Genomic DNA, 18,455 nt, shown 5'->3' with positions numbered 1-18,455 from the left:
GCGCCTTCCAAGGCGCTTGCCCCGCTCACGAAAAAGGCCCACGCGGATGCGCGGGCCTTTTCCTTCAAACCGTCTGAACTCAGGCGAGCGAGCCGTCGATTTCCTTGCAGGCGGCCACAAGGCCCTTCACCGCGTCGACGGACTTGTCGAACATGGCCTGCTCGTCCTTGGTCAGGTTGATCGCCACCACACGCTCAATGCCACCTTTGCCGATTACCGTGGGCACACCCACGTAGAAGCCGTCGAGGCCGAAGGCGCCGTCCACATAGGCCGCACAGGGCAGGACGCGCTTTTGGTCCTTGAGGTAGCTTTCGGCCATCTCGATGGCCGACGTGGCGGGCGCATAATAGGCCGAGCCGTTGCCCAGGAGGCCCACGATCTCGGCACCGCCGTCGCGGGTGCGCTGGACGATCGCGTCCATCTTCTCTTGCGTGGTCCAACCCATCTCAACGAGGTCAGGCAGTGGGATGCCCGCGACGGTGGAATAGCGGGTCAGCGGCACCATCGTGTCGCCATGGCCGCCAAGCACGAAGGCGGTGACATCCTTCATGGACACGTCGAACTCGGAGGCCAAGAAGTGGCGGAAACGCGCGCTGTCGAGCACGCCTGCCATGCCGCAGACCTTCTCATGGGGCAGGCCGGAGAACTCACGCAGGGCCCAGACCATCGCGTCGAGCGGGTTGGTGATGCAGATCACGAAGGCGTTCGGCGCGTTGGCGGCGATGCCTTCGCCCACGGATTTCATCACCTTCAGGTTGATGCCCAGCAGGTCATCGCGGCTCATCCCCGGCTTTCGCGGCACGCCTGCGGTCACGATGCACACATCGGCGCCCGCGATATCGGCGTAATCGGTGGTGCCTTTCAGCGTGGCGTCAAAATGCCCGGTCGGGCCGGCCTCGGCGATGTCGAGCGACTTGCCTTGCGGGGTGCCGTCGGCGATGTCGAACAGGACGACGTCGCCCAGCTCTTTCAGCGCAACAAGGTGGGCAAGGGTGCCGCCGATCTGTCCGGCGCCGATCAGGGCGATTTTGGGTCTGGCCATGGGGTATGGTCCTTGGTTCTCGTTGATGTTGGGGGCGAGGGGTAGCGTCTGGGGGCGGCTCGCGCAAGGCTCCAGCGCTGCGCTGCGGCGCAAAGTGATCGCTGCGCCGGCGCGGCTTGCGCGTTTAGCTGTTGAAACCGCCCGCTTTTTTGGCTCAGGGTCGCGTCATGGAGTTCGACGCCCTCTTCTTCGCCTTTGCGCTGCCGGCTGCCTTTATCTCCGGCGTGGCCAAAGGGGGCTTTGGCGGCGGGGCGGCCTTTGTGGCCACTGCGATTCTGGCGCTGTTTCTGGAGCCCGCGGTGGCGCTTGGCATCATGCTGCCGCTCTTGATGATCGAGGATATCGCCACCCTGCGACCCTTCTGGGGCAAATGGCACTGGCCGTCGGCAAAGGCGCTGATCATCGGCGGCGTGCCTGGAGTGGCGCTGGGCGCGCTTCTCTACAAGGCGACCAATCCGGACGTGCTTCGGGTGCTGATCGGGGCGATTTCGCTGGGCTTCGTGGCCTTCCAGCTGGCGCGCTCGCGCGGCTGGCTGGCGGTCGAGGAGACCGGGTTCAACATGCGCCAAGGCCTGATTGCGGGCGTGGTGTCAGGGTTTACCAGCTTCGTCAGCCATGCGGGTGGCCCGCCCACGGCGATTTTCCTGCTGTCACAGGGGCTCGGCAAGACGACCTATCAAGCGACAGCGGTCATCACTTTCTGGGTGATCAACGCGATGAAGGCTGTGCCTTACGCCTTTCTTGGCGTGTTCACGTGGGAGACCCTTAAAGCCACCGCCTATATGACGCCGATGGGGCTGATCGGGGTCGCAGTCGGGGTCTACGCGCACCGGGCTTTGCCGGAACGCGTGTTCTTTCAGATCACCTATGCGCTGCTGGTCGGTGCCGGCTGCAAGCTGATCTATGACGGCCTGATCTAGGTCGGTGCGCCGAGGGACGCGGGCAGTTCTTCTTCCACCGCTTCGAAACTTGTGCCAGCGGCCACGAGGCAGGTAATGCCATTGGGATGCGTCACGGTGATCGTCCACGACCCGCTGTTGTCGGAGGCGTGAAGTTCCACAATTCCGCTATTTGCGGCAAGGCCCATGGAGCGGCGCGTCTCGCCGTACTTGCCGGTGAGCTTTTCCAGCACGACTTCGCGCTTGGCGCACATGTTGCGTTGCTGGGCCGCGGCCATATCCGTGGCCATCAGCAGCGCGGCGAAGCCGAAAGACAGTCCGAAAAGTTGCTTCTTCATAGTGTCATTCCTTTGCAAAAGGCAGCGCAGCTTTGGCGCGCCGGGTCAAAGAGGCGTTGGATCGAAATGCAACCGTTCAGGTCAATTGAGCTTCGCGTCCAGTTCGGACGGGCATCTGACGCAACGGGGCCAATCCTGCGTCGCGACCCGCCAAGATCGCGTTAACGGGCCGTGCGCAGCCCATGGTTTCTCATTCCTTTTTATTGAAAACTTGAGATAATTCAGATGCGGTCCGCAACGCGCGGGCGGATTTCTCTGCGCTGCGGCGGAACATTGCTTGCAGTGGCAGCACGGGTGTGATGAGTAACAAAATTACAAAACAGGAGTTGGATTCGATGCAAAACGTCGCGCAGCCTTATCGTTCAGTTCTCTACATCCCCGGCTCCAAGCCGCGTGCGCTGGAAAAGGCCAAGACCCTTGCGGTGGATGCGATCATCTTCGACCTCGAAGATGCGGTCGCCCCGGATGAGAAGGTCGCGGCACGGGAGCTGCTCGCGCAGACCCTGCGCGACACCGATTACGGTCCGCGCAAACGCATCGTTCGGGTCAATGGCGCGGACACAGAATGGGGCGCGGATGATGTGGCGACCTTTATTGACGTCGCGCCCGACGCGATCCTGCTGCCGAAGGTCGAACAGCCCACACAAGTTGCGGCGCTTTCGGGACTGTTGAAGGGCGACACGACGATCTGGGCGATGATGGAGACGCCGCGCGGCATTCTGAATGCGGCCCAGCTGGCGGCGGCGCCCAAGATGGAAGGCTTCGTGATGGGCACGAATGACCTCGCCAAAGATTTGGGCTCGCGCGGACGCGCAGCGATGATGACAAGCCTGCAGCTATGCCTGCTGGCCGCCCGGGCCGAGGGGCTGGTCTGCGTTGACGGCGTTTACAACGCGTTCAAGGACGAGGACGGGCTGCGCGCCGAATGCGAAGAGGGCCGGGACATGGGATTTGACGGCAAAACGCTGATCCACCCGGCGCAGGTGGCTATCGCCAACGAGGTCTTTGGGCCGAGCGAGGAGGAGCTGGACCTCGCCCGCCGCCAGATCGACGCGTATGCGCAAGCCAAGGCCGATGGGCAGGGCGTGGCAGTTGTGGATGGCAAAATCGTGGAAAACCTGCATGTTGAGACGGCAACGCGGCTGCTGGCCAAGGCGGACGCCATCAAACTGCTGGAGAGCGCATGACACTTCTCATTCTGGGGCTCGTCCTTTGGACGGCCGCCCATTTCTTCAAACGTGTGGCGCCAGACGCGCGCGCGCGCCTTTCGGACAAGATGGGCGACGCCTCGAAAGGGCTGTTCGCTGTGCTGATCGTGGCGTCGGTTGTGCTGATGGTGATCGGGTATCGCGGCAGTGAATTCGTGCCTGTCTGGTACCCACCCAGCTTCATGGGCCATATCAACAATCTGCTGATGCTGCTGGCCTTCTACATCTACGGCGCGTCCGCGGCGAAGCCCGCGAAGGTCTGGATCGGCACCAAGATCCGGCACCCGCAGCTGGTCGGTTTCTCGATTTGGGCCGTGGCGCATTTACTGGCCAATGGCGATCTGTCCTCGATCATCCTGTTCGGTGGTCTGCTGGTCTGGGCGCAAATCTCGATCCAAATGATCAACGGGCGCGAGGGGCCGTGGCATGTCCCCGCCCAAGCGCCGATCAAGAAAGAGATCACGCTGGTCGTCATCACACTGGTGCTCTACAGCGTCGTCTCGGGCGTCCATATCTGGCTGGGCGTGAACCCGTTCGGAGGCGTCTGAGCCATGAAGATCTACCGCCTGCTGACCGAGGAAGACACCTCGGCCTTTTGCCACAAGGTGTCCGAGGCCCTGTCCAAGAGGTGGGAGCTTTATGGCGACCCGACCTACGCCTTTGATCACGCCAACGGGATCATGCGCTGCGCGCAGGCAGTGACCAAGGAGATCGACGGGGACTACCACCCCGACATGAAGCTGGGGCAGCAATAATGAGCAAGACCAATCCGGGCCGCTTCTTTGAAGACTATACCGTGGGCGAGGTGATCGAGCACGCGGTGCCGCGCACCCTGTCGGGCGGCGAACGAGCGCTGTACCACGCGCTCTATCCGGCGCGCGGGGCGTTTTACTCGTCCGATGAGTTTGCGCGCGATTGTGGCCTGCACGAGGCCCCGCTGGACGATCTGATCGCGTTTCACACGGTGTTCGGCAAGACGGTGCCCGATATCTCGCTCAATGCGGTGGCCAATCTGGGCTATGCGGAGGGGCGGTTCCTGAAGCCCGTGCATCTGGGCGACACGCTGACCGCGCGGTCAGAGGTGATCGGGGTCAAGCAGAACTCCAACGGTAAGACCGGAGTGGTCTATGTGCGCACGACGGGCACTAATCAGCTGGGCGAGGACGTGCTGTCTTACGTGCGCTGGGTGATGGTGCGCAAAGGGAAGCTGGATGCCGCCGCGCCGGACACGGTGGTGCCAGAGCTGGCCGATGCCGTCGCTGCGTCCGATCTGGTGGTGCCGGAGGGGCTGGATTTCTCGGGCTACAACTTTGCCCAAAGTGGCGAGCCGCACCGGCTGGGCGACTACGAGGTGGGCGAGAAGATTGACCATGTCGATGGCGTGACGATTGAAGAGGCCGAGCATATGCTCGCCACGCGGCTGTGGCAGAACACGGCGAAGGTGCATTTCGATGTGACCAACCGCGAAGGCGGGCGCCTGATCTATGGCGGCCACGTGATCTCGCTGGCGCGCGCGCTGTCGTTCAACGGCCTTGCAAATGCACAGATCATCGTGGGTCTCAATGCGGGCGCCCATGTGAACCCGTGCATGGCGGGCGACACGGTCCGCGCGTGGTCCGAGGTGCTGGACACCGCCGAGACCGGCGTCGACGGGGTGGGGGCGATCCGGCTGCGGTTGGTGGCCCACCGGCCGGAGGCGGAGCCGTTTGCGCTGCGGGGTGAGGACGGCAAGTACCTGCCCGGCGTGCTGCTGGACCTCGATTACTGGGCGCTGATGCCGCTTTAGGGTGATGGGTCAATGACCCATCCTACGGCGCGGCGCAGACCAAAATTCTTAAAATTGCCCGATTATCTTTCGCGATTTCGACACAATTGCGGTGGATTCTGCTGATTGTAGAAACACCACAAAGGGACGGAGCGCGACATCTGCGCCGGGACACACGATGAGAGTATTCGAGCAAACGGCGCGCGCCTCCTGGACCACTCCGGTGCCAGCTGAATTCTATGAGCCTTACAAGCTTGGCCAGTATTCCGAGGATCGCATCCAGAATGTGATGTGGAAATATCTCTCCCACGAGCAGAACATCGAACGGGCCTGGGTGCGGATCAACCATCACATGCCCGAGACCTTGAACGCGGATAAGCCTCTGGATATCCTCGAGTTTTCCACCGCCCACGGTGCGATGCTGGAGGTGTGGCGGCGCGAAGGCCACAGGGTTGTCGGCACCGATTTCGCCTGGACCTCGGAAGATGGTGCAAACGTGAAGCACAAGGGGGTGCGCAAGCCGTGGCACCAAAAGCTGCTTGGCGAGGTGCGGCGACAGTCGCATGAGGGCACGCCGGGCAAGAAGATCATCGAGGGCTGGCCCTATCAGCCGATCATCGAGTCTCTCGGTCTCGATGTCCGGCTCTTTGACGGCGGCGTCCGCCCGTACCCGTTTAAGGACAAGAGCTTCGACGTGGTGTGCTGTTTTCAGGCCATCGAGGCCTATTCCGAGCCGGAAGGCTGGCTGGACACAATCCGGGAATTCTGCCGGATTTCGCGCAAATCAATCGTGGTTGGCTTCAACCCCCTGCCGGTCGAGACCGCCGAAACCCAGGACCGCATTGAGGCGGCGCGTATCGCGTGGCTCGACCTGCAGCGCTTCAACGAATTGGGCTTCCGCACGACCTTCTTTGAGATCGGCCAGACCCGCCGCGGCATCCACCCGACCGTGTGCAAGCTGATGGCGGTCTAGGCCCGCTCGACTGATCATCATAATTTGAGAACACATCGCCCGCGAAGGCTGTAGGTTGGTCGGCATGCGTCTGCCGATCCTCTCTTGTCTTTGGGCACTCTCGTGCACCGCGCCTGCGATGGCCTGCGAGCTGGCGCTGGTGCTGGCGGTCGACGTGTCCGGCTCCGTCGATCAACGCGAGTACCGGGTGCAGATGGAGGGCCTCGGCGCCGCACTGGCCGACAGCGCCGTGACAGAGGCACTGGTCGTGGCCGAGGCGAAAGTCATGCTGCTGCAATGGACCGGGGCTTCGCGCCAGCGCGTCTCGATCCCCTGGACCCACATCACCGATTTCGAGCGCGCCGACGCCCTGGCGGAGCGGGTGGCCAAGACACAGCGGGTCTGGCGCAATTTCTCGACCGCGATTGGGGAGGCGGTGGGCTTCTCGCTCACCCATTTTGACGCCGTTCCGGAATGCACGCGGCGGGTGGTCGATGTCTCGGGCGACGGGTACTCGAACGAGGGCGTGCCGCCCGAAGAGATGAAGGCCGCAGCCCTGCGCCAAGGTGTGACGATTAACGGTCTGGCGATCGAGGCGAGCGAGGCGGAGCTGACCGCCTATTACCGCCGCAACCTGATCGTAGGCCCGGGCAGTTTTGCCATGAAGGCCGATGATTTCGAGGACTACCCCCGCCGCATCCGCGAGAAGCTGCTGCGCGAGATTACAAAACAGGTCGCCGTGCTGGACCCCTGAGCTGTAACGTGCCATTTGTGATCACACGCTGAGATCCCGTGATCACATCGCGAGAAAATGTGCCCAAATGCGCCAAAACATCGCGGCTAGCTCCATTCCGCGCTCGTGACTCACTCTATTAATCGTCTAATGTCATAGCAGAAATATCGTAGCCAACACGAAAAGGACGGGTAGCCCATGGCCGACGTCAACCGCGGCGACAGACCCCTGTCGCCCCATCTTACCATTTACCGCCCGCAATGGACGTCGATGACGTCGATCCTGACCCGCATCACCGGCAACGCCCTGATCGTGGCGTCGCTCATGATCGTGTGGTGGTTCCTCGCGGCGAGCTACGGCGAGGATTATTTCGCGACGGCCAACGCGGTGCTGACCTCGTGGTTTGGCGATCTGGTGCTGTTCGGCTCGCTCTGGGCGATCTGGTATCACTTCCTGGCCGGACTGCGGCATCTCTATTGGGACAGCGGTCGGGGGTTCGACCTCGATGAGGCCCAAAAGCTCGCCTATGGTGTGGTGGGGGGCAGCATTGTGCTGACCATCCTGACCGCCTTGGCCTTGCAGTAAGGAGCGCGCAACAATGGCATATTTAACTGACCGCAAACGCGCGACGGGCATGGGTTCGGCCAAGACCGGGACCGATCACCACTGGTCGATGATGGTGTCGTCGGTGGGGCTCGCGATCCTGATCCCGATGTTCATCTTCACCTTCGGCTCGATCCTTGGCGCGCCGCATGCAGAGGTCGTCGCCTATTTTGGCCGGCCCTTCCCCGCGATCGTCGCCGCGCTGACTATCGTCGTCAGCATGATGCATTTCAAGAATGGTGTGCAGACGCTGCTGGAGGACTACGTGCACGGTACGGCGCGCAAGGTGTCGATCATCCTGTCGATCTGCCTGAGCTACGGTATCGCAGGCGTTGGCCTCTTCGCCATCGCCCGTCTCGCCCTATAAATCGGAGGCCCAGAAATCATGGCTGCTTACGAATACGAAGTTCACGAATATGATGTTGTCGTGGTTGGGGCCGGCGGCGCTGGCCTCCGCGCGACCCTTGGCATGGCCGAGCAGGGCCTGCGCACGGCCTGTGTGACGAAGGTTTTCCCGACCCGCTCCCATACGGTGGCGGCGCAAGGCGGCATCGCGGCGTCGCTGTCGAACATGGGGCCGGATCACTGGCAGTGGCACATGTATGACACCGTCAAAGGCTCTGACTGGTTGGGCGACACGGACGCGATGGAATACCTCGCCCGCGAGGCCCCCAAGGCGGTTTACGAGCTGGAGCATTACGGCGTCCCGTTCTCGCGCACCGAGAAGGGCGAGATCTACCAGCGCCCCTTCGGCGGTCACACAACCGAGTTTGGCGAAGGCCCGCCCGTGCAGCGCACCTGCGCCGCCGCTGACCGGACCGGCCATGCGATCCTTCACACACTCTACGGCCAGTCGCTGAAGAACAACGCCGAGTTCTACATCGAGTATTTCGCCATCGACCTGATCATGAATGATGAGGGCGTCTGCACCGGCGTTCTGTGTTGGAAGCTCGACGATGGCACGCTGCACCTGTTCTCCGCCAAGATGGTCGTGCTGGCCACCGGCGGCTACGGGCGTGCTTACTTCTCGGCGACCTCGGCTCATACCTGCACCGGCGACGGTGGCGGCATGGTGGCGCGAGCCGGCCTGCCGCTGCAGGACATGGAGTTCGTGCAATTCCACCCCACCGGAATTTACGGCGCGGGCTGCCTGATCACCGAAGGCGCGCGGGGCGAGGGCGGCTACCTGACCAACTCCGAAGGCGAGCGCTTCATGGAGCGGTATGCGCCCACGTACAAGGACCTCGCGTCCCGCGACGTGGTCTCGCGCTGCATGACGATGGAGATCCGCGAAGGCCGCGGCGTGGGCGAGAATGGCGACCACATCCATCTGCACCTCAATCACCTGCCGCCGGAGACGCTGAAACTGCGTCTGCCGGGCATCTCGGAAAGCGCGCGTATCTTTGCGGGTGTCGACCTGCACAAGGAGCCGATCCCGGTGCTGCCGACGGTGCACTATAATATGGGCGGCATCCCGACCAACTATTGGGGCGAGGTGCTGGCCCCGACGAAGGACGACCCCGACCGGGTCTCGCCGGGCCTTATGGCCGTGGGCGAGGCGGGTTGCGCGTCGGTCCATGGCGCGAACCGCCTTGGCTCGAACTCGCTCATTGACCTCGTGGTCTTTGGTCGCGCAGCGGCCATCCGCGCCGCGGAGGTGGTCAAGCCCGGCGCGCCGAACCCGACGATGCCGAGCCGCGCGATCGAGGCTGCGCTGGACCGCTTCGACGGGCTGCGCCACGCCAAGGGCCACATGCCCACCGCCGAGCTGCGTCTGGAGATGCAGAAGACCATGCAGGAAGACGCAGCCGTTTTCCGCACCGACAAGACCCTCGCCGAGGGTGTCGAGAAGATGGAAGGCGTCGCGGGCAAGATGGACGACGTCCAGGTCTCCGACCGCTCGCTGGTGTGGAACTCCGACCTGATGGAGACGCTGGAGCTCGCCAACCTGATGCCCAACGCGGTCGCCACCATCGTGGCCGCCGAGGCGCGCAAGGAAAGCCGCGGGGCCCACGCCCACGAGGACTACCCGGACCGCGACGACGAGAACTGGCGCAAGCACTCGCTGACGTATTTCAAGGGCCACAAGGCCTCGCTGGATTACCGCGGCGTGCATCTTGACCCGCTGACCTCGCATAACGAGGGCGGTATCGACCTGAAGAAAATCGCGCCCAAGGCCCGCGTCTACTGATGCGTTGGCTGGCCGTGGCTCTTGTGGCTGTGGCCTGCGCGCCTGCTCCGGTCTCACCCGAGCGGGCGGCAGAGTTGTGTCGCAATGAGCCGGGGCTGGCGGACGGGGTGTCGGGCAATGTCGGCGTCGGGGTGGGCTCTGGCGGCGGCAAGGCGAAAGGCTCAATCGTGCTGACCGACCGGGTGTTCAACCCGGAAGACCCGCAAGACGCGTTCGAGGCCTGCGTGCGCCGCAAGGTCAATGGCGAGCCGGACCCGACCCGCTTTGGCATCACGATCGGAGCCTCTACATGATGCGTTATCTTCCTGTCCTGGCCCTTGCCGCCTGTGGCGCTGCGGTACCCTTGGACGAGCCGACCCAAAGTTCCGAGCAGGCGATTGCGCGTTTCGTCGCCGATGTGGCCTTCGACAAATCGCCCGCCGAGCAGGCCGCGATTGCCAATTGCGGCGCACAGAACACCACGACGGAAGAGCTGCAATTTCTTGCCGGGGTTGAGGTGCTGGATGCGTCGACCACCGGAATGATCTCGGAGATCATGACGCGCGAGGGCACGCTTCTTTGCATGGAAAGCAACGGGGTATCGCTATAGCCGATCTGGCCGACATACGCCGCGCTGCGCGGGAGGAGGGCTTTGCGCTCCACCCGATCAAGACGCGCCCACCTTACCTGAAGGGCTACGGGTTTACGCCTGATTGCGTGATTGACGTGGGCGTGCATGACGGCACGCCGTGGCTCTACAAATCCTTTCCCGATGCGCATTTCGTGCTCGTCGACCCGCAGGCGGAATGCGAAGGCGTCGTGCGCCGAGGCGTCTCGCCCAAATCGTGGGATTTCCGCGCGGTGGCTTTAGGGGCCGCGCCGGGCAAGGCGATGTTGAACGTGCCGGAGACCGAACCGGGCAAAGGCGGCGCAATGGCCAGCCTGATGGAGCGCACCGACAAGCTGGCCGACAGCTTTACGGACGTGGCCCAGCGGGAAGTGCCGGTAATCACGCTCGACACGATGGCCGCTGATCTGCCGGGACGGTTGGGCCTGAAGATCGACACCGAAGGGTTCGAACCGGACGTGTTGAAGGGCGGGGCAGAGACGTTGAAGCGCTGCGATTTCGTGATCCTCGAGATGTCGGTGACCCACCGTTTCAAAGACGTCGCGCCCCCGTCGCAGGTGATCGCCCTGCTGGCTGAAGCGGGTCTCGAGTTCCGCGACGTGCTGGCCGTGGCCGCCAATGCAGGCAAGAAGGCGCAGCCGCGCCATATGGACGTTCTGTTCACGCGGTGGATGCAATGAGGTGGCTCTTGATCCTTGTGATGCTGCTGGCGGCATGCGGCGAGGACGGCATCGCCGACCAGATCGCGCGGGCCGAGGCCAAGGATGCCGTGCGCCCCGTGCTGCAACAGCGCTTCCCGGGCGTGCCGCTGGAGCCCGCCACCGATTGCGTCATCGACAATGCCAGCGCGGGCGAAATCCTGCGGCTCGCGCGCGCGGGCGTCACAGGGCTCGGCCCCGAAGAGACACAGCTGGTGGTCGAGATCGCCACCCGCCCTGAGACGATTGAATGTTTACTAAAAGACGGGCTGGCCCCGTTCCTGATCCCGAAAGGCTAGACTGTGAAGAAGACTATTCTGCTGCCCCTCCTGTTGCTTGCCGCCTGCGCCGAGCGTGGTCCGGCCGTGCCGTCGCAACCTGGCATGAACCTCGCCGATGCGCGGCAGGCGTTCTATTCCTGCCTGCCAGAGGCACCGCGCAGTGGCCAGAACGCCGTGGTCGGCAGCTATGTCTCCAGCGTGCTGTTTGGCGGTATCATCATCGGCCCGATTGGTGTGGCACTGAATGAAGATCAGATTAGATATAATGGCGAGGCGGGCGGCGTGGACCGCTGCCTGCGCAAGCGCGGCTACCAGCGCCGTGTTCTGACCGACGCGGAGATCGCCGCCGTGAATTCCAGTACTCCCGCAACGCGCGGGCGCCTGCTTAACCACCTTGTCGGTGGCGGCGCGCTCGACACATTTGCTTCATCCTGAAGGAGGCATTCTTATGGTTCAACTGACCCTGCCCAAGAACTCCCGGATCACAACCGGCAAGACCTGGCCCAAGCCCGAGGGCGCCACGAACGTGCGCAAGTTCCAGATCTATCGCTGGAATCCCGATGACGGCAAGCAGCCGCAGGTCGACACCTACTTTGTTGACATGGACAAGTGCGGCCCGATGGTTCTGGACGCGCTGATCAAGATCAAGAACGAGATCGATCCGACGTTGACCTTCCGCCGGTCCTGTCGGGAAGGCATCTGCGGGTCCTGTGCGATGAATATCGACGGGATCAACACGCTGGCCTGCATCTACGGCATGGATGAGATCTCCGGCGACGTGAAGATCTATCCGCTGCCGCACATGCCGGTGGTCAAGGACCTGATCCCCGACCTGACCCATTTCTATGCCCAGCATGCCTCGATCATGCCGTGGCTGGAGACCAAGACCAACACGCCCGCGAAAGAGTGGAAGCAATCGGTCGAGGATCGCGAGAAGCTTGACGGGCTCTATGAGTGCGTGATGTGCGCCTGCTGCTCGACCTCGTGCCCGAGCTACTGGTGGAATGGAGACCGCTACCTTGGGCCGGCAGCTTTGCTGCATGCCTATCGCTGGATTATCGACTCGCGCGACGAGGCGACTGGCGAGCGTCTGGACGAGTTGGAAGACCCGTTTAAGCTATACCGCTGCCACACGATCATGAACTGCGCTAAGACCTGCCCGAAGGGTCTTAATCCGGCGAAGGCGATCGGCTCTATCAAGAAGATGATGGTGGAGCGTCAGGTTTAGCCTGAATGAGTTCAAAAAAAAAGCCCCCCGGCCTTGCGGCGCGGGGGGCTTTTTTGTGTCTTTAGATATTCACGTTGTCGAGCGTCGTGATCGTCGGCGCCTCGAACTCGGAGCTGTCTTGGCTCACGCCCGCCGTGTCACAGCCGGCCAGAACGGCGGAGGCTGCGAGGAAAAACAGGATGTGGGTTTTTTTCACGCGTTTCATGTCATGTCTCCTTTTGTTTGGAGAAGTAACGCGTTTGGTGCCGCCTGGTTCCGCACTGCGGCAATCTGCGCGTCCGGGTGCGTTTGAGCGCGTCGGATCGGGGTTCCGTTCAACAGAAGCGACAGGAGCGGGCTGCGTTTGACCACCACGTGATGCACCGGCAGCTTGATCGCGAGCGTGCAGATGATCAGCGCTGCGAAAAGCGCGCCCTCGCTCAGGCCGAGCCACATTAGCGGGCCGACCAAGGCATGAAGGACCAGCCACTGCATCACATAGGTCGTCAAAGCGCCCTCGGACACGATGGCCCATGCGCGGGTCGGAGTGTTGGCGAAGCGGCGGAACGCCCAGAGCAGCGCAAAACTGATCGCGACCGAGCTTGAGGCGATCCGCGCGGCATGCAGCATATGGTGCAGGGTCGTGCCTTGCGCGGCCCATCCGTCGATCATGGCCAGCCAGAACATTCCCGCGATGACGAAGGGGAAAGGGCCGGGCCGATGGCATGCTTCCCACGCGGCAGGGTGGTGAAACAATGCGAGCCCAAGCACGAAGGCCCAGGCATATTTCACCAGACCGTCCAGTGGGACCGGCAAATCCAGCGTGATTGTTGCGGCAAGGCTCATTTGAATTGTGACGACTGCCAGCGTAATGGCGGTAGGCCAAAAAGCCTGGGGTAACCGGGCGGCGCAAGCGCGAGCGATCCGCGCCCACATTTCCGATCGAAGGGTGCGAAACAGGAGAGGCACGGCGCAGGTAAATGCCATAAGCGCGAACAAAAACCATAGATGCACAAACAACCGGCCGGACGTGGCCCGTGCCCAGACATCGCTGGCCCATGCGGTGGAAAAGCCGTCATGGATCACGGCGAGAGTTAGGGGGTTAATCAGCACAAGGCCAGTGGCCAGCGGCCAGGCCAAACGCCTAAGGCGCGCGCGTAAATGCGGCCATATCGGCCCGCCGGGCAGGGTCTGACCCATCACGTAGCCCGAGATAATGAAGAACGTGCCCATGCAGAAATTGTAGATGAACACCGCGTAGAAGGCGGCGGGGGCGTAGTCGATCAAGTAATACGCATGCAACACCACGACGAACACCATGCAGATGGCGCGCAGATGGTCGAGATAGGTGATCCGCATGTCTTTTGCCCCTTTCACCCGGCGGTTTACCGGCAAAATCGGCCAAAAGTTTGGCGCTTATGCGTTGTCCTCATACGGGTGCGTGGCGATCACAGACCAATGGAACAGCATGTAGAAGACCAGCGGCAGTGCCGCATGGGCGACGATCCATTCCGCCGCATTCAGGGTATAAGCCGCATAGGCATAGGCCACACCAAGCCCCGCACAGCGCAGAATTTGCCACCGCGCGGCATTGGCGTGACCCTCTGTACCCCAATCCTCGGCCCTCCAGCCCAAGCGGTCATACATCGTCGGGTCGAGCCAAAGAACAAAGGCATACATCAACCCCATGGCGAACATGCCAAGGCTGATGCCGATCTGAAGGGTTGAGGCGGGCAGGAAATGCGCAAGGGCGGATAGGGACATCAAGACGCACGCGACTGTGATGGCCGAGGTGATATCGCGATCCTTCGGCTCGAAGAAGGCGGGTGACAGCGCGCGAAGCCCCGTCGTCAGAAGCCCCGCCAGAACCGCAACATTCAAGGCCCCTAGCCCTGTCCAGGGCTCAATCGCGCGCGCAATCAAGAAGGTAATCACGATCGCCGCGCCGCGCGCGAGCAGGCGCCACGGCACTGAAATGGGTGTTGTCAGCAGCACGTAGAGTGAGATTAACGGGCGTCGCATAGGTCATATATGGTGACCTATAGGGCAAAACCGAAGGAAACAAACTGTTCCGGGCGTTCAGCAGTAGCGCTCGACACCCACAATTTGCCCGTCAGAGTACCGGTCCCCATGTGCCCAGCCGATCGGCAGCAAGCGGTTGATTTCATGGCGATCCTCATCTGTAAAGCGGATTGCCTCGCCCTCCGCCAACTGTTGCAGATGGGCGCGGCTGCGGGTGCCCGGGATCGGGATCAGATGCGCGCCCTGATCCAGCGTCCAGGCAATCGCCGCCCCCGCCGGGGACCACCCGCGCGACGCGCAAAAGCGCCGGAACCCGTCGATCATGGCGCAATTGGCCTTGAAGTTTTCAACCTGAAACCGCGGCTGGGGTTTGCGAAAATCGGTGTCAGCAAAGGTGGCGGGGTCGGGGAAGCGGTCCGCGAACATGCCGCGGGCGACGGGTGAGAAGGGCACAAAGGCCACGCCCAGTTCCGCGCAGGTCTGGATCATGCCCAACTCGGGCTGCCGGGTCCACAGCGAGTACTCGCTTTGAACGGCCATCACCGGATGCACCGCATGAGCGCGGCGCAGGGTCGACGGTGCGATTTCCGAGAAACCAAAGCCGCCGATCTTGCCCTCGTCTATGAACTTCACCAGTGTTTCGACGACCTCCTCCACCGGGCGCTCGGCCTCGCGGCGGTGAATGTAGTAGAGATCCACATGATCCACGCCAAGCCGCCGCAGCGAGCCTTCGAGGGCCTTGCGCAGTTGGGCTTCGGAATTGTCGAAATGACGCGTTGGCTTGGGCACGATGCCACCCTTTGTGGCGATCTTGAAGCCGTGCCCGGGATTGGCCTTAAGATACGCGCCGATAACTTCTTCCGACCGGCCCATACCGTAAAGCTCGGCGGTGTCGAGGAAGTCCATGCCGTGCTCCCGCGCCGCATCGAGCGTGTCGTGCGAGGTCGCGATATCCGTCTCGCCATAAAAGCCCGCGAAGCTCATGCAGCCCAGCCCGACCGCGCCGACCTCTAACGCTCCAAGCTTGCGTGTCCTCATGCGAAGGCCGCTTCCAGCGCGATCTCGACCATGTCGCCGAAGCTCTTCTCGCGATCCTCGGCGGGAAGCGCCTCTCCCGTGATCAGATGGTCCGAGACCGTCAAAACCGCCAAGGCGCGTCGCCCATGGCGCGCGGCCAGATTGTACAGCTCTGCCGCCTCCATCTCGACGGCGAGGATCCCGTGGCGTGTCATCTGCTCGTTCAGATCGGGTCGCTCATCGTAGAAGACATCCGCCGAATAAATGCCGCCCACATGGGTCGTCACCCCGCGCGCCTCTGCGGCGTGGAAGGCGGCATGCAGCAGGCCCCAATCGGCGCAGGGGGCGTAGTTCAGCTCCTTGAAAATGCCGATGGAGGGGGTCGAGAGCGTCGAAGACGTCGCCGCCAAAATGACGTCCCGAATGCTCACTTTGTCCTGCATCCCGCCGCAAGATCCGATGCGGATCAGTGTCTGCGCGTCGTAATCCTTGATCAACTCATTGGCGTAGATCGACAGGGACGGCATGCCCATCCCGGACCCTTGGATCGAGACGCGATGGCCGTTCCACGTGCCGGTGAACCCAAGCATGCCGCGCACTTCGTTGATCAGCACGGCATCTTTCAGAAAGGTCTCCGCCGCCCACTTCGCGCGATATGGATCGCCGGGCATCAAAACGGTTTCGGCGATCTCGCCGGGCTTAGCTCCGATGTGGATGGTCATAGGGTGCTCTCCTCACATGGCATCCGCCTTGTTTAGCATCGCAACCCGAAAGGCGGAACCGCGAAGCTGGCTCAAGCTGCCTCTCCATTTGGTCACAAATACTCTGAGGGGAGGCCTTTGCGGCGGGGAGCGAAGCTCCCCGAGAGCAAAAATGATCGTGTGCGCGTAAGCGCTCATTTGAATCACATTACTCGGCAGCCACCTGCTGTGGATCCACCAGCGCGACCAGATCGACCATGATGCGGTTCAGCTCGAAATCCTTGGGGGTATAGACCTTCGACACGCCCATGGCGCGCAGGGAATTGGCGTCGTCTTCGGGGATGATACCGCCGACGACGACAGGGATATGGCCGAGCCCTGCGTCATTGAGCTGGCCCATCAGGTCTTTGATCAGCGGGATGTGCGAGCCCGACAGGATCGACAGCCCGATCACATGGGCCTCATCGGTTTGCGCGGCCTCGACAATCTCGGCGGGGGTCAGGCGAATGCCCTCATAGCTGATATCCATGCCGCAATCGCGGGCGCGGGCGGCGATCTGTTCGGCCCCGTTGGAATGGCCGTCGAGGCCGGGCTTGCCGACGAGGAACTTCAACCGGCGGCCCAGCTTGTCGGAGACGGCATCAACCTGCGCGCGGATTTCCTCAAGCCCTTCTGTGCGGTTCGACGGGTTGCGCGAGACGCCCGTGGGGCCGCGATACTGCCCGAAGGCCTGCCGGATCACGTCGCCCCACTCGCCGGTGGTCGCGCCAGCTTTCGCGGCTTCAATCGTGGGTGCCATGATGTTGGTGCCGTCGCGCGCAGCCGCACGCACTTTCTCCAGCGCGGCGGTGACAGACGTCTGGTCGCGCGCCTCCCGCCACGCGACCAGACGTGCCACCTGATCAGCCTCCGCATCTGCGTCGGCGACCATGATCGCCTCGTCGCCCGCGGTCAGCGGGCTTTCCTCGTGCTGCTGGTATTTATTGACGCCCACGACGGTGGTCTCGCCACTTTCGATGCCGCCCAGACGTTCGGCATTGGCCTCCACGAGGCGGGACTTCATGTACTCGATCGCTTCATTGGCGCCGCCCATGCCATCAATCGTGGCCAGCTCCGACCGGGCGCCGTCTTTCAGGGCCTCGACCTTGCGATCGACCGCGGGGTTGCCGTCAAACAGGTCCTCATATTCCAGCAAATCCGTCTCGAACGCCATGATTTGCTGCATCCGGAGCGACCATTGCTGATCCCAGGGTCGCGGCAGGCCCAACGCCTCGTTCCACGCGGGCAGCTGCACAGCACGGGCGCGGGCGCGTTTGGACAGAGTCACGGCGAGCATCTCGATCAGGATGCGATAGACATTGTTCTCGGGCTGCTGCTCTGTCAGGCCCAGCGAGTTCACCTGTACCCCGTAGCGGAAGCGGCGGAACTTGGGGTCCTCGACGCCGTAGCGCTCGCGGCAGATCTCGTCCCACAGGTCCACAAAGGCGCGCATCTTGCACATCTCGGTGACAAACCGGATGCCCGCGTTCACGAAAAACGAAATTCGGCCCACCATGGCCGGGAAATGTTCGGCGGGGACCTTGCCCTTGAGATCATCCAAAACCGCCGTTGCGGTGGCCAAGGCAAAGGCCAGTTCCTGCTCAGGCGTCGCACCGGCCTCTTGCAGGTGATATGAACAGACGTTCATCGGGTTCCATTTCGGCAGATGCGCGCGGGTATACGCGGCCACATCCGTAATCATCCGCAGGGACGGCTTGGGTGGACAGATATACGTCCCGCGCGACAGGTATTCCTTGATGATATCGTTTTGCACCGTGCCCTGCAGCGCGCTGACATCCGCGCCTTGCTCTTCGGCCACCGCGATATAGAGCGCCAGCAGCCACGGCGCGGTCGCGTTGATCGTCATCGAGGTGTTCATCTGATCGAGCGGAATGTCGTTGAACAACGTGCGCATATCCCCCAGATGCGCCACCGGCACGCCCACCTTTCCAACCTCGCCCTTCGCCAGCACGTGGTCGCTGTCGTAGCCCGTCTGCGTCGGCAGGTCGAAGGCCACCGACAGCCCCGTCTGCCCCTTCGCCAGGTTCCCCCGATAGAGCGCGTTCGAGGCCTTGGCCGTTGAGTGCCCGGCATAGGTGCGAAACAGCCAAGGGCGGTCTTTCTTCGGGGTCTCTGGGGTGTCGGACATGGG

The 18,455-nt window shown here is 62.7% G+C and carries 24 protein-coding genes; 16 read left to right on the top strand and 8 right to left on the bottom strand.

The window, feature by feature from the left end; genetic code table 11:
- Positions 1-79 precede the first annotated feature (79 nt).
- Positions 80-1,042 carry a malate dehydrogenase gene (mdh, locus tag C8N43_RS09090; protein ID WP_107845295.1) on the bottom strand — a complete coding sequence of 321 codons (963 nt, stop codon included), beginning with the start codon at positions 1,040-1,042 and terminating at the stop codon, positions 80-82.
- 167 nt (positions 1,043-1,209) lie between these two features.
- Here mdh and C8N43_RS09085 point away from each other — a divergent pair, with 167 nt between their 5' ends.
- Positions 1,210-1,962, top strand: a complete 753-nt coding sequence (locus C8N43_RS09085) for a sulfite exporter TauE/SafE family protein (protein WP_107845294.1) — start codon at positions 1,210-1,212, stop codon at positions 1,960-1,962.
- Here C8N43_RS09085 and C8N43_RS09080 read toward each other — a convergent pair.
- A complete protein-coding gene (locus tag C8N43_RS09080) occupies positions 1,959-2,279 on the bottom strand; it encodes a hypothetical protein (protein WP_107845293.1) in 321 nt (106 codons plus the stop codon). The two genes, C8N43_RS09085 and C8N43_RS09080, sit on opposite strands and share 4 nt — an antisense overlap.
- 335 nt (positions 2,280-2,614) lie before the next feature.
- Between C8N43_RS09080 and C8N43_RS09075 the strand changes: the two genes are divergently transcribed.
- From C8N43_RS09075 to C8N43_RS09005, 15 genes are all read left to right on the top strand, one after another.
- The gene (locus C8N43_RS09075; RefSeq protein ID WP_107845292.1) at positions 2,615-3,466 is read left to right on the top strand and encodes an HpcH/HpaI aldolase/citrate lyase family protein; all 852 of its coding nucleotides are present in this window, start codon (positions 2,615-2,617) and stop codon (positions 3,464-3,466) included.
- Positions 3,463-4,035 carry an NnrU family protein gene (locus C8N43_RS09070; protein ID WP_107845291.1) on the top strand — a complete coding sequence of 191 codons (573 nt, stop codon included), beginning with the start codon at positions 3,463-3,465 and terminating at the stop codon, positions 4,033-4,035. The genes C8N43_RS09075 and C8N43_RS09070 overlap by 4 nt, the downstream gene beginning before the upstream one ends.
- Before the next feature lie 3 nt (positions 4,036-4,038).
- Positions 4,039-4,242 (top strand): DUF1737 domain-containing protein, encoded by a 204-nt coding sequence (locus tag C8N43_RS09065; protein WP_107845290.1) that lies wholly within the window; start codon positions 4,039-4,041, stop codon positions 4,240-4,242.
- Entirely contained in the window at positions 4,242-5,273 is a 1,032-nt protein-coding gene (locus tag C8N43_RS09060) for a MaoC family dehydratase (protein ID WP_107845289.1), read from the top strand. Before C8N43_RS09065 ends, C8N43_RS09060 begins: the two co-directional genes overlap by 1 nt.
- Positions 5,274-5,430: 157 nt before the next feature.
- Positions 5,431-6,225, top strand: coding sequence for a class I SAM-dependent methyltransferase (locus tag C8N43_RS09055; RefSeq protein WP_107845288.1), 795 nt, complete (start codon positions 5,431-5,433; stop codon positions 6,223-6,225).
- A 64-nt stretch (positions 6,226-6,289) separates the two neighbouring features.
- Positions 6,290-6,958: a DUF1194 domain-containing protein gene (locus tag C8N43_RS09050; RefSeq protein ID WP_107846307.1), complete on the top strand. Its 669-nt coding sequence runs from the start codon at positions 6,290-6,292 to the stop codon at positions 6,956-6,958.
- A 177-nt stretch (positions 6,959-7,135) separates the two neighbouring features.
- Positions 7,136-7,522 carry a succinate dehydrogenase, cytochrome b556 subunit gene (gene sdhC / locus C8N43_RS09045; protein ID WP_107845287.1) on the top strand — a complete coding sequence of 129 codons (387 nt, stop codon included), beginning with the start codon at positions 7,136-7,138 and terminating at the stop codon, positions 7,520-7,522.
- 13 nt (positions 7,523-7,535) lie between these two features.
- Positions 7,536-7,907 (top strand): succinate dehydrogenase, hydrophobic membrane anchor protein, encoded by a 372-nt coding sequence (gene sdhD / locus C8N43_RS09040; RefSeq protein WP_107845286.1) that lies wholly within the window; start codon positions 7,536-7,538, stop codon positions 7,905-7,907.
- A gap of 18 nt (positions 7,908-7,925) precedes the next feature.
- Positions 7,926-9,731 carry a succinate dehydrogenase flavoprotein subunit gene (sdhA, locus tag C8N43_RS09035; RefSeq protein WP_107845285.1) on the top strand — a complete coding sequence of 602 codons (1,806 nt, stop codon included), beginning with the start codon at positions 7,926-7,928 and terminating at the stop codon, positions 9,729-9,731.
- Positions 9,731-10,024 (top strand): hypothetical protein, encoded by a 294-nt coding sequence (locus C8N43_RS09030; protein WP_107845284.1) that lies wholly within the window; start codon positions 9,731-9,733, stop codon positions 10,022-10,024. Before sdhA ends, C8N43_RS09030 begins: the two co-directional genes overlap by 1 nt.
- On the top strand, positions 10,021-10,320 hold the full coding sequence (locus tag C8N43_RS09025; RefSeq protein ID WP_107845283.1) for a hypothetical protein: 300 nt from the start codon (positions 10,021-10,023) through the stop codon (positions 10,318-10,320). The genes C8N43_RS09030 and C8N43_RS09025 overlap by 4 nt, the downstream gene beginning before the upstream one ends.
- Positions 10,290-11,018, top strand: coding sequence for an FkbM family methyltransferase (locus C8N43_RS09020; RefSeq protein WP_107845282.1), 729 nt, complete (start codon positions 10,290-10,292; stop codon positions 11,016-11,018). The genes C8N43_RS09025 and C8N43_RS09020 overlap by 31 nt, the downstream gene beginning before the upstream one ends.
- Positions 11,015-11,335, top strand: coding sequence for a succinate dehydrogenase (locus C8N43_RS09015; protein ID WP_146174194.1), 321 nt, complete (start codon positions 11,015-11,017; stop codon positions 11,333-11,335). Before C8N43_RS09020 ends, C8N43_RS09015 begins: the two co-directional genes overlap by 4 nt.
- Before the next feature lie 3 nt (positions 11,336-11,338).
- Positions 11,339-11,752: a hypothetical protein gene (locus tag C8N43_RS09010; RefSeq protein WP_107845280.1), complete on the top strand. Its 414-nt coding sequence runs from the start codon at positions 11,339-11,341 to the stop codon at positions 11,750-11,752.
- Positions 11,753-11,765: 13 nt separating this feature from the next.
- Positions 11,766-12,545 carry a succinate dehydrogenase iron-sulfur subunit gene (locus C8N43_RS09005; protein ID WP_107845279.1) on the top strand — a complete coding sequence of 260 codons (780 nt, stop codon included), beginning with the start codon at positions 11,766-11,768 and terminating at the stop codon, positions 12,543-12,545.
- A gap of 61 nt (positions 12,546-12,606) precedes the next feature.
- Here C8N43_RS09005 and C8N43_RS19590 read toward each other — a convergent pair whose 3' ends face one another.
- From C8N43_RS19590 to C8N43_RS08980, 6 genes are all read right to left on the bottom strand, one after another.
- Complete coding sequence (locus C8N43_RS19590; RefSeq protein WP_158269951.1) at positions 12,607-12,750, bottom strand: hypothetical protein; 144 nt, start codon at positions 12,748-12,750, stop codon at positions 12,607-12,609.
- Positions 12,747-13,883, bottom strand: a complete 1,137-nt coding sequence (locus C8N43_RS09000) for an acyltransferase family protein (RefSeq protein WP_107845278.1) — start codon at positions 13,881-13,883, stop codon at positions 12,747-12,749. The genes C8N43_RS19590 and C8N43_RS09000 overlap by 4 nt, the downstream gene beginning before the upstream one ends.
- Before the next feature lie 57 nt (positions 13,884-13,940).
- A complete protein-coding gene (locus C8N43_RS08995) occupies positions 13,941-14,546 on the bottom strand; it encodes a hypothetical protein (RefSeq protein ID WP_107845277.1) in 606 nt (201 codons plus the stop codon).
- A 57-nt stretch (positions 14,547-14,603) separates the two neighbouring features.
- Positions 14,604-15,584, bottom strand: coding sequence for an aldo/keto reductase (locus C8N43_RS08990; RefSeq protein WP_107845276.1), 981 nt, complete (start codon positions 15,582-15,584; stop codon positions 14,604-14,606).
- A complete protein-coding gene (deoD, locus tag C8N43_RS08985; protein WP_107845275.1) occupies positions 15,581-16,285 on the bottom strand; it encodes a purine-nucleoside phosphorylase in 705 nt (234 codons plus the stop codon). The genes C8N43_RS08990 and deoD overlap by 4 nt, the downstream gene beginning before the upstream one ends.
- Positions 16,286-16,472: 187 nt before the next feature.
- Positions 16,473-18,452 (bottom strand): protein meaA, encoded by a 1,980-nt coding sequence (locus C8N43_RS08980; protein ID WP_107845274.1) that lies wholly within the window; start codon positions 18,450-18,452, stop codon positions 16,473-16,475.
- Positions 18,453-18,455 lie beyond the last annotated feature (3 nt).

It is taken from the genome of Litoreibacter ponti, from assembly GCF_003054285.1.
In the GTDB taxonomy this organism is placed as follows: Bacteria; Pseudomonadota; Alphaproteobacteria; order Rhodobacterales; family Rhodobacteraceae; genus Litoreibacter; species Litoreibacter ponti.
This window is presented reverse-complemented; position numbering and strand designations above follow the sequence as displayed.

Bases quoted from the DNA above. Each gene is read 5' to 3' on its own strand.
- C8N43_RS09070 (WP_107845291.1), top strand. From the start codon at position 3,463: ATGACACTTCTCATTCTGGGGCTCGTCCTTTGGACGGCCGCCCATTTC.
- C8N43_RS09050 (WP_107846307.1), top strand. From the start codon at position 6,290: ATGCGTCTGCCGATCCTCTCTTGTCTTTGGGCACTCTCGTGCACCGCG.
- C8N43_RS19590 (WP_158269951.1), bottom strand. From the start codon at position 12,750: ATGAAACGCGTGAAAAAAACCCACATCCTGTTTTTCCTCGCAGCCTCC.
- C8N43_RS09015 (WP_146174194.1), top strand. From the start codon at position 11,015: ATGAGGTGGCTCTTGATCCTTGTGATGCTGCTGGCGGCATGCGGCGAG.
- C8N43_RS09060 (WP_107845289.1), top strand. From the start codon at position 4,242: ATGAGCAAGACCAATCCGGGCCGCTTCTTTGAAGACTATACCGTGGGC.
- C8N43_RS08995 (WP_107845277.1), bottom strand. From the start codon at position 14,546: ATGCGACGCCCGTTAATCTCACTCTACGTGCTGCTGACAACACCCATT.
- C8N43_RS09000 (WP_107845278.1), bottom strand. From the start codon at position 13,883: ATGCGGATCACCTATCTCGACCATCTGCGCGCCATCTGCATGGTGTTC.
- C8N43_RS09085 (WP_107845294.1), top strand. From the start codon at position 1,210: ATGGAGTTCGACGCCCTCTTCTTCGCCTTTGCGCTGCCGGCTGCCTTT.
- sdhA (WP_107845285.1), top strand. From the start codon at position 7,926: ATGGCTGCTTACGAATACGAAGTTCACGAATATGATGTTGTCGTGGTT.
- C8N43_RS09080 (WP_107845293.1), bottom strand. From the start codon at position 2,279: ATGAAGAAGCAACTTTTCGGACTGTCTTTCGGCTTCGCCGCGCTGCTG.
- C8N43_RS09075 (WP_107845292.1), top strand. From the start codon at position 2,615: ATGCAAAACGTCGCGCAGCCTTATCGTTCAGTTCTCTACATCCCCGGC.
- sdhD (WP_107845286.1), top strand. From the start codon at position 7,536: ATGGCATATTTAACTGACCGCAAACGCGCGACGGGCATGGGTTCGGCC.
- C8N43_RS08990 (WP_107845276.1), bottom strand. From the start codon at position 15,584: ATGAGGACACGCAAGCTTGGAGCGTTAGAGGTCGGCGCGGTCGGGCTG.
- deoD (WP_107845275.1), bottom strand. From the start codon at position 16,285: ATGACCATCCACATCGGAGCTAAGCCCGGCGAGATCGCCGAAACCGTT.
- C8N43_RS09065 (WP_107845290.1), top strand. From the start codon at position 4,039: ATGAAGATCTACCGCCTGCTGACCGAGGAAGACACCTCGGCCTTTTGC.
- C8N43_RS09025 (WP_107845283.1), top strand. From the start codon at position 10,021: ATGATGCGTTATCTTCCTGTCCTGGCCCTTGCCGCCTGTGGCGCTGCG.
- C8N43_RS09030 (WP_107845284.1), top strand. From the start codon at position 9,731: ATGCGTTGGCTGGCCGTGGCTCTTGTGGCTGTGGCCTGCGCGCCTGCT.
- mdh (WP_107845295.1), bottom strand. From the start codon at position 1,042: ATGGCCAGACCCAAAATCGCCCTGATCGGCGCCGGACAGATCGGCGGC.
- C8N43_RS08980 (WP_107845274.1), bottom strand. From the start codon at position 18,452: ATGTCCGACACCCCAGAGACCCCGAAGAAAGACCGCCCTTGGCTGTTT.
- C8N43_RS09055 (WP_107845288.1), top strand. From the start codon at position 5,431: ATGAGAGTATTCGAGCAAACGGCGCGCGCCTCCTGGACCACTCCGGTG.
- C8N43_RS09005 (WP_107845279.1), top strand. From the start codon at position 11,766: ATGGTTCAACTGACCCTGCCCAAGAACTCCCGGATCACAACCGGCAAG.
- sdhC (WP_107845287.1), top strand. From the start codon at position 7,136: ATGGCCGACGTCAACCGCGGCGACAGACCCCTGTCGCCCCATCTTACC.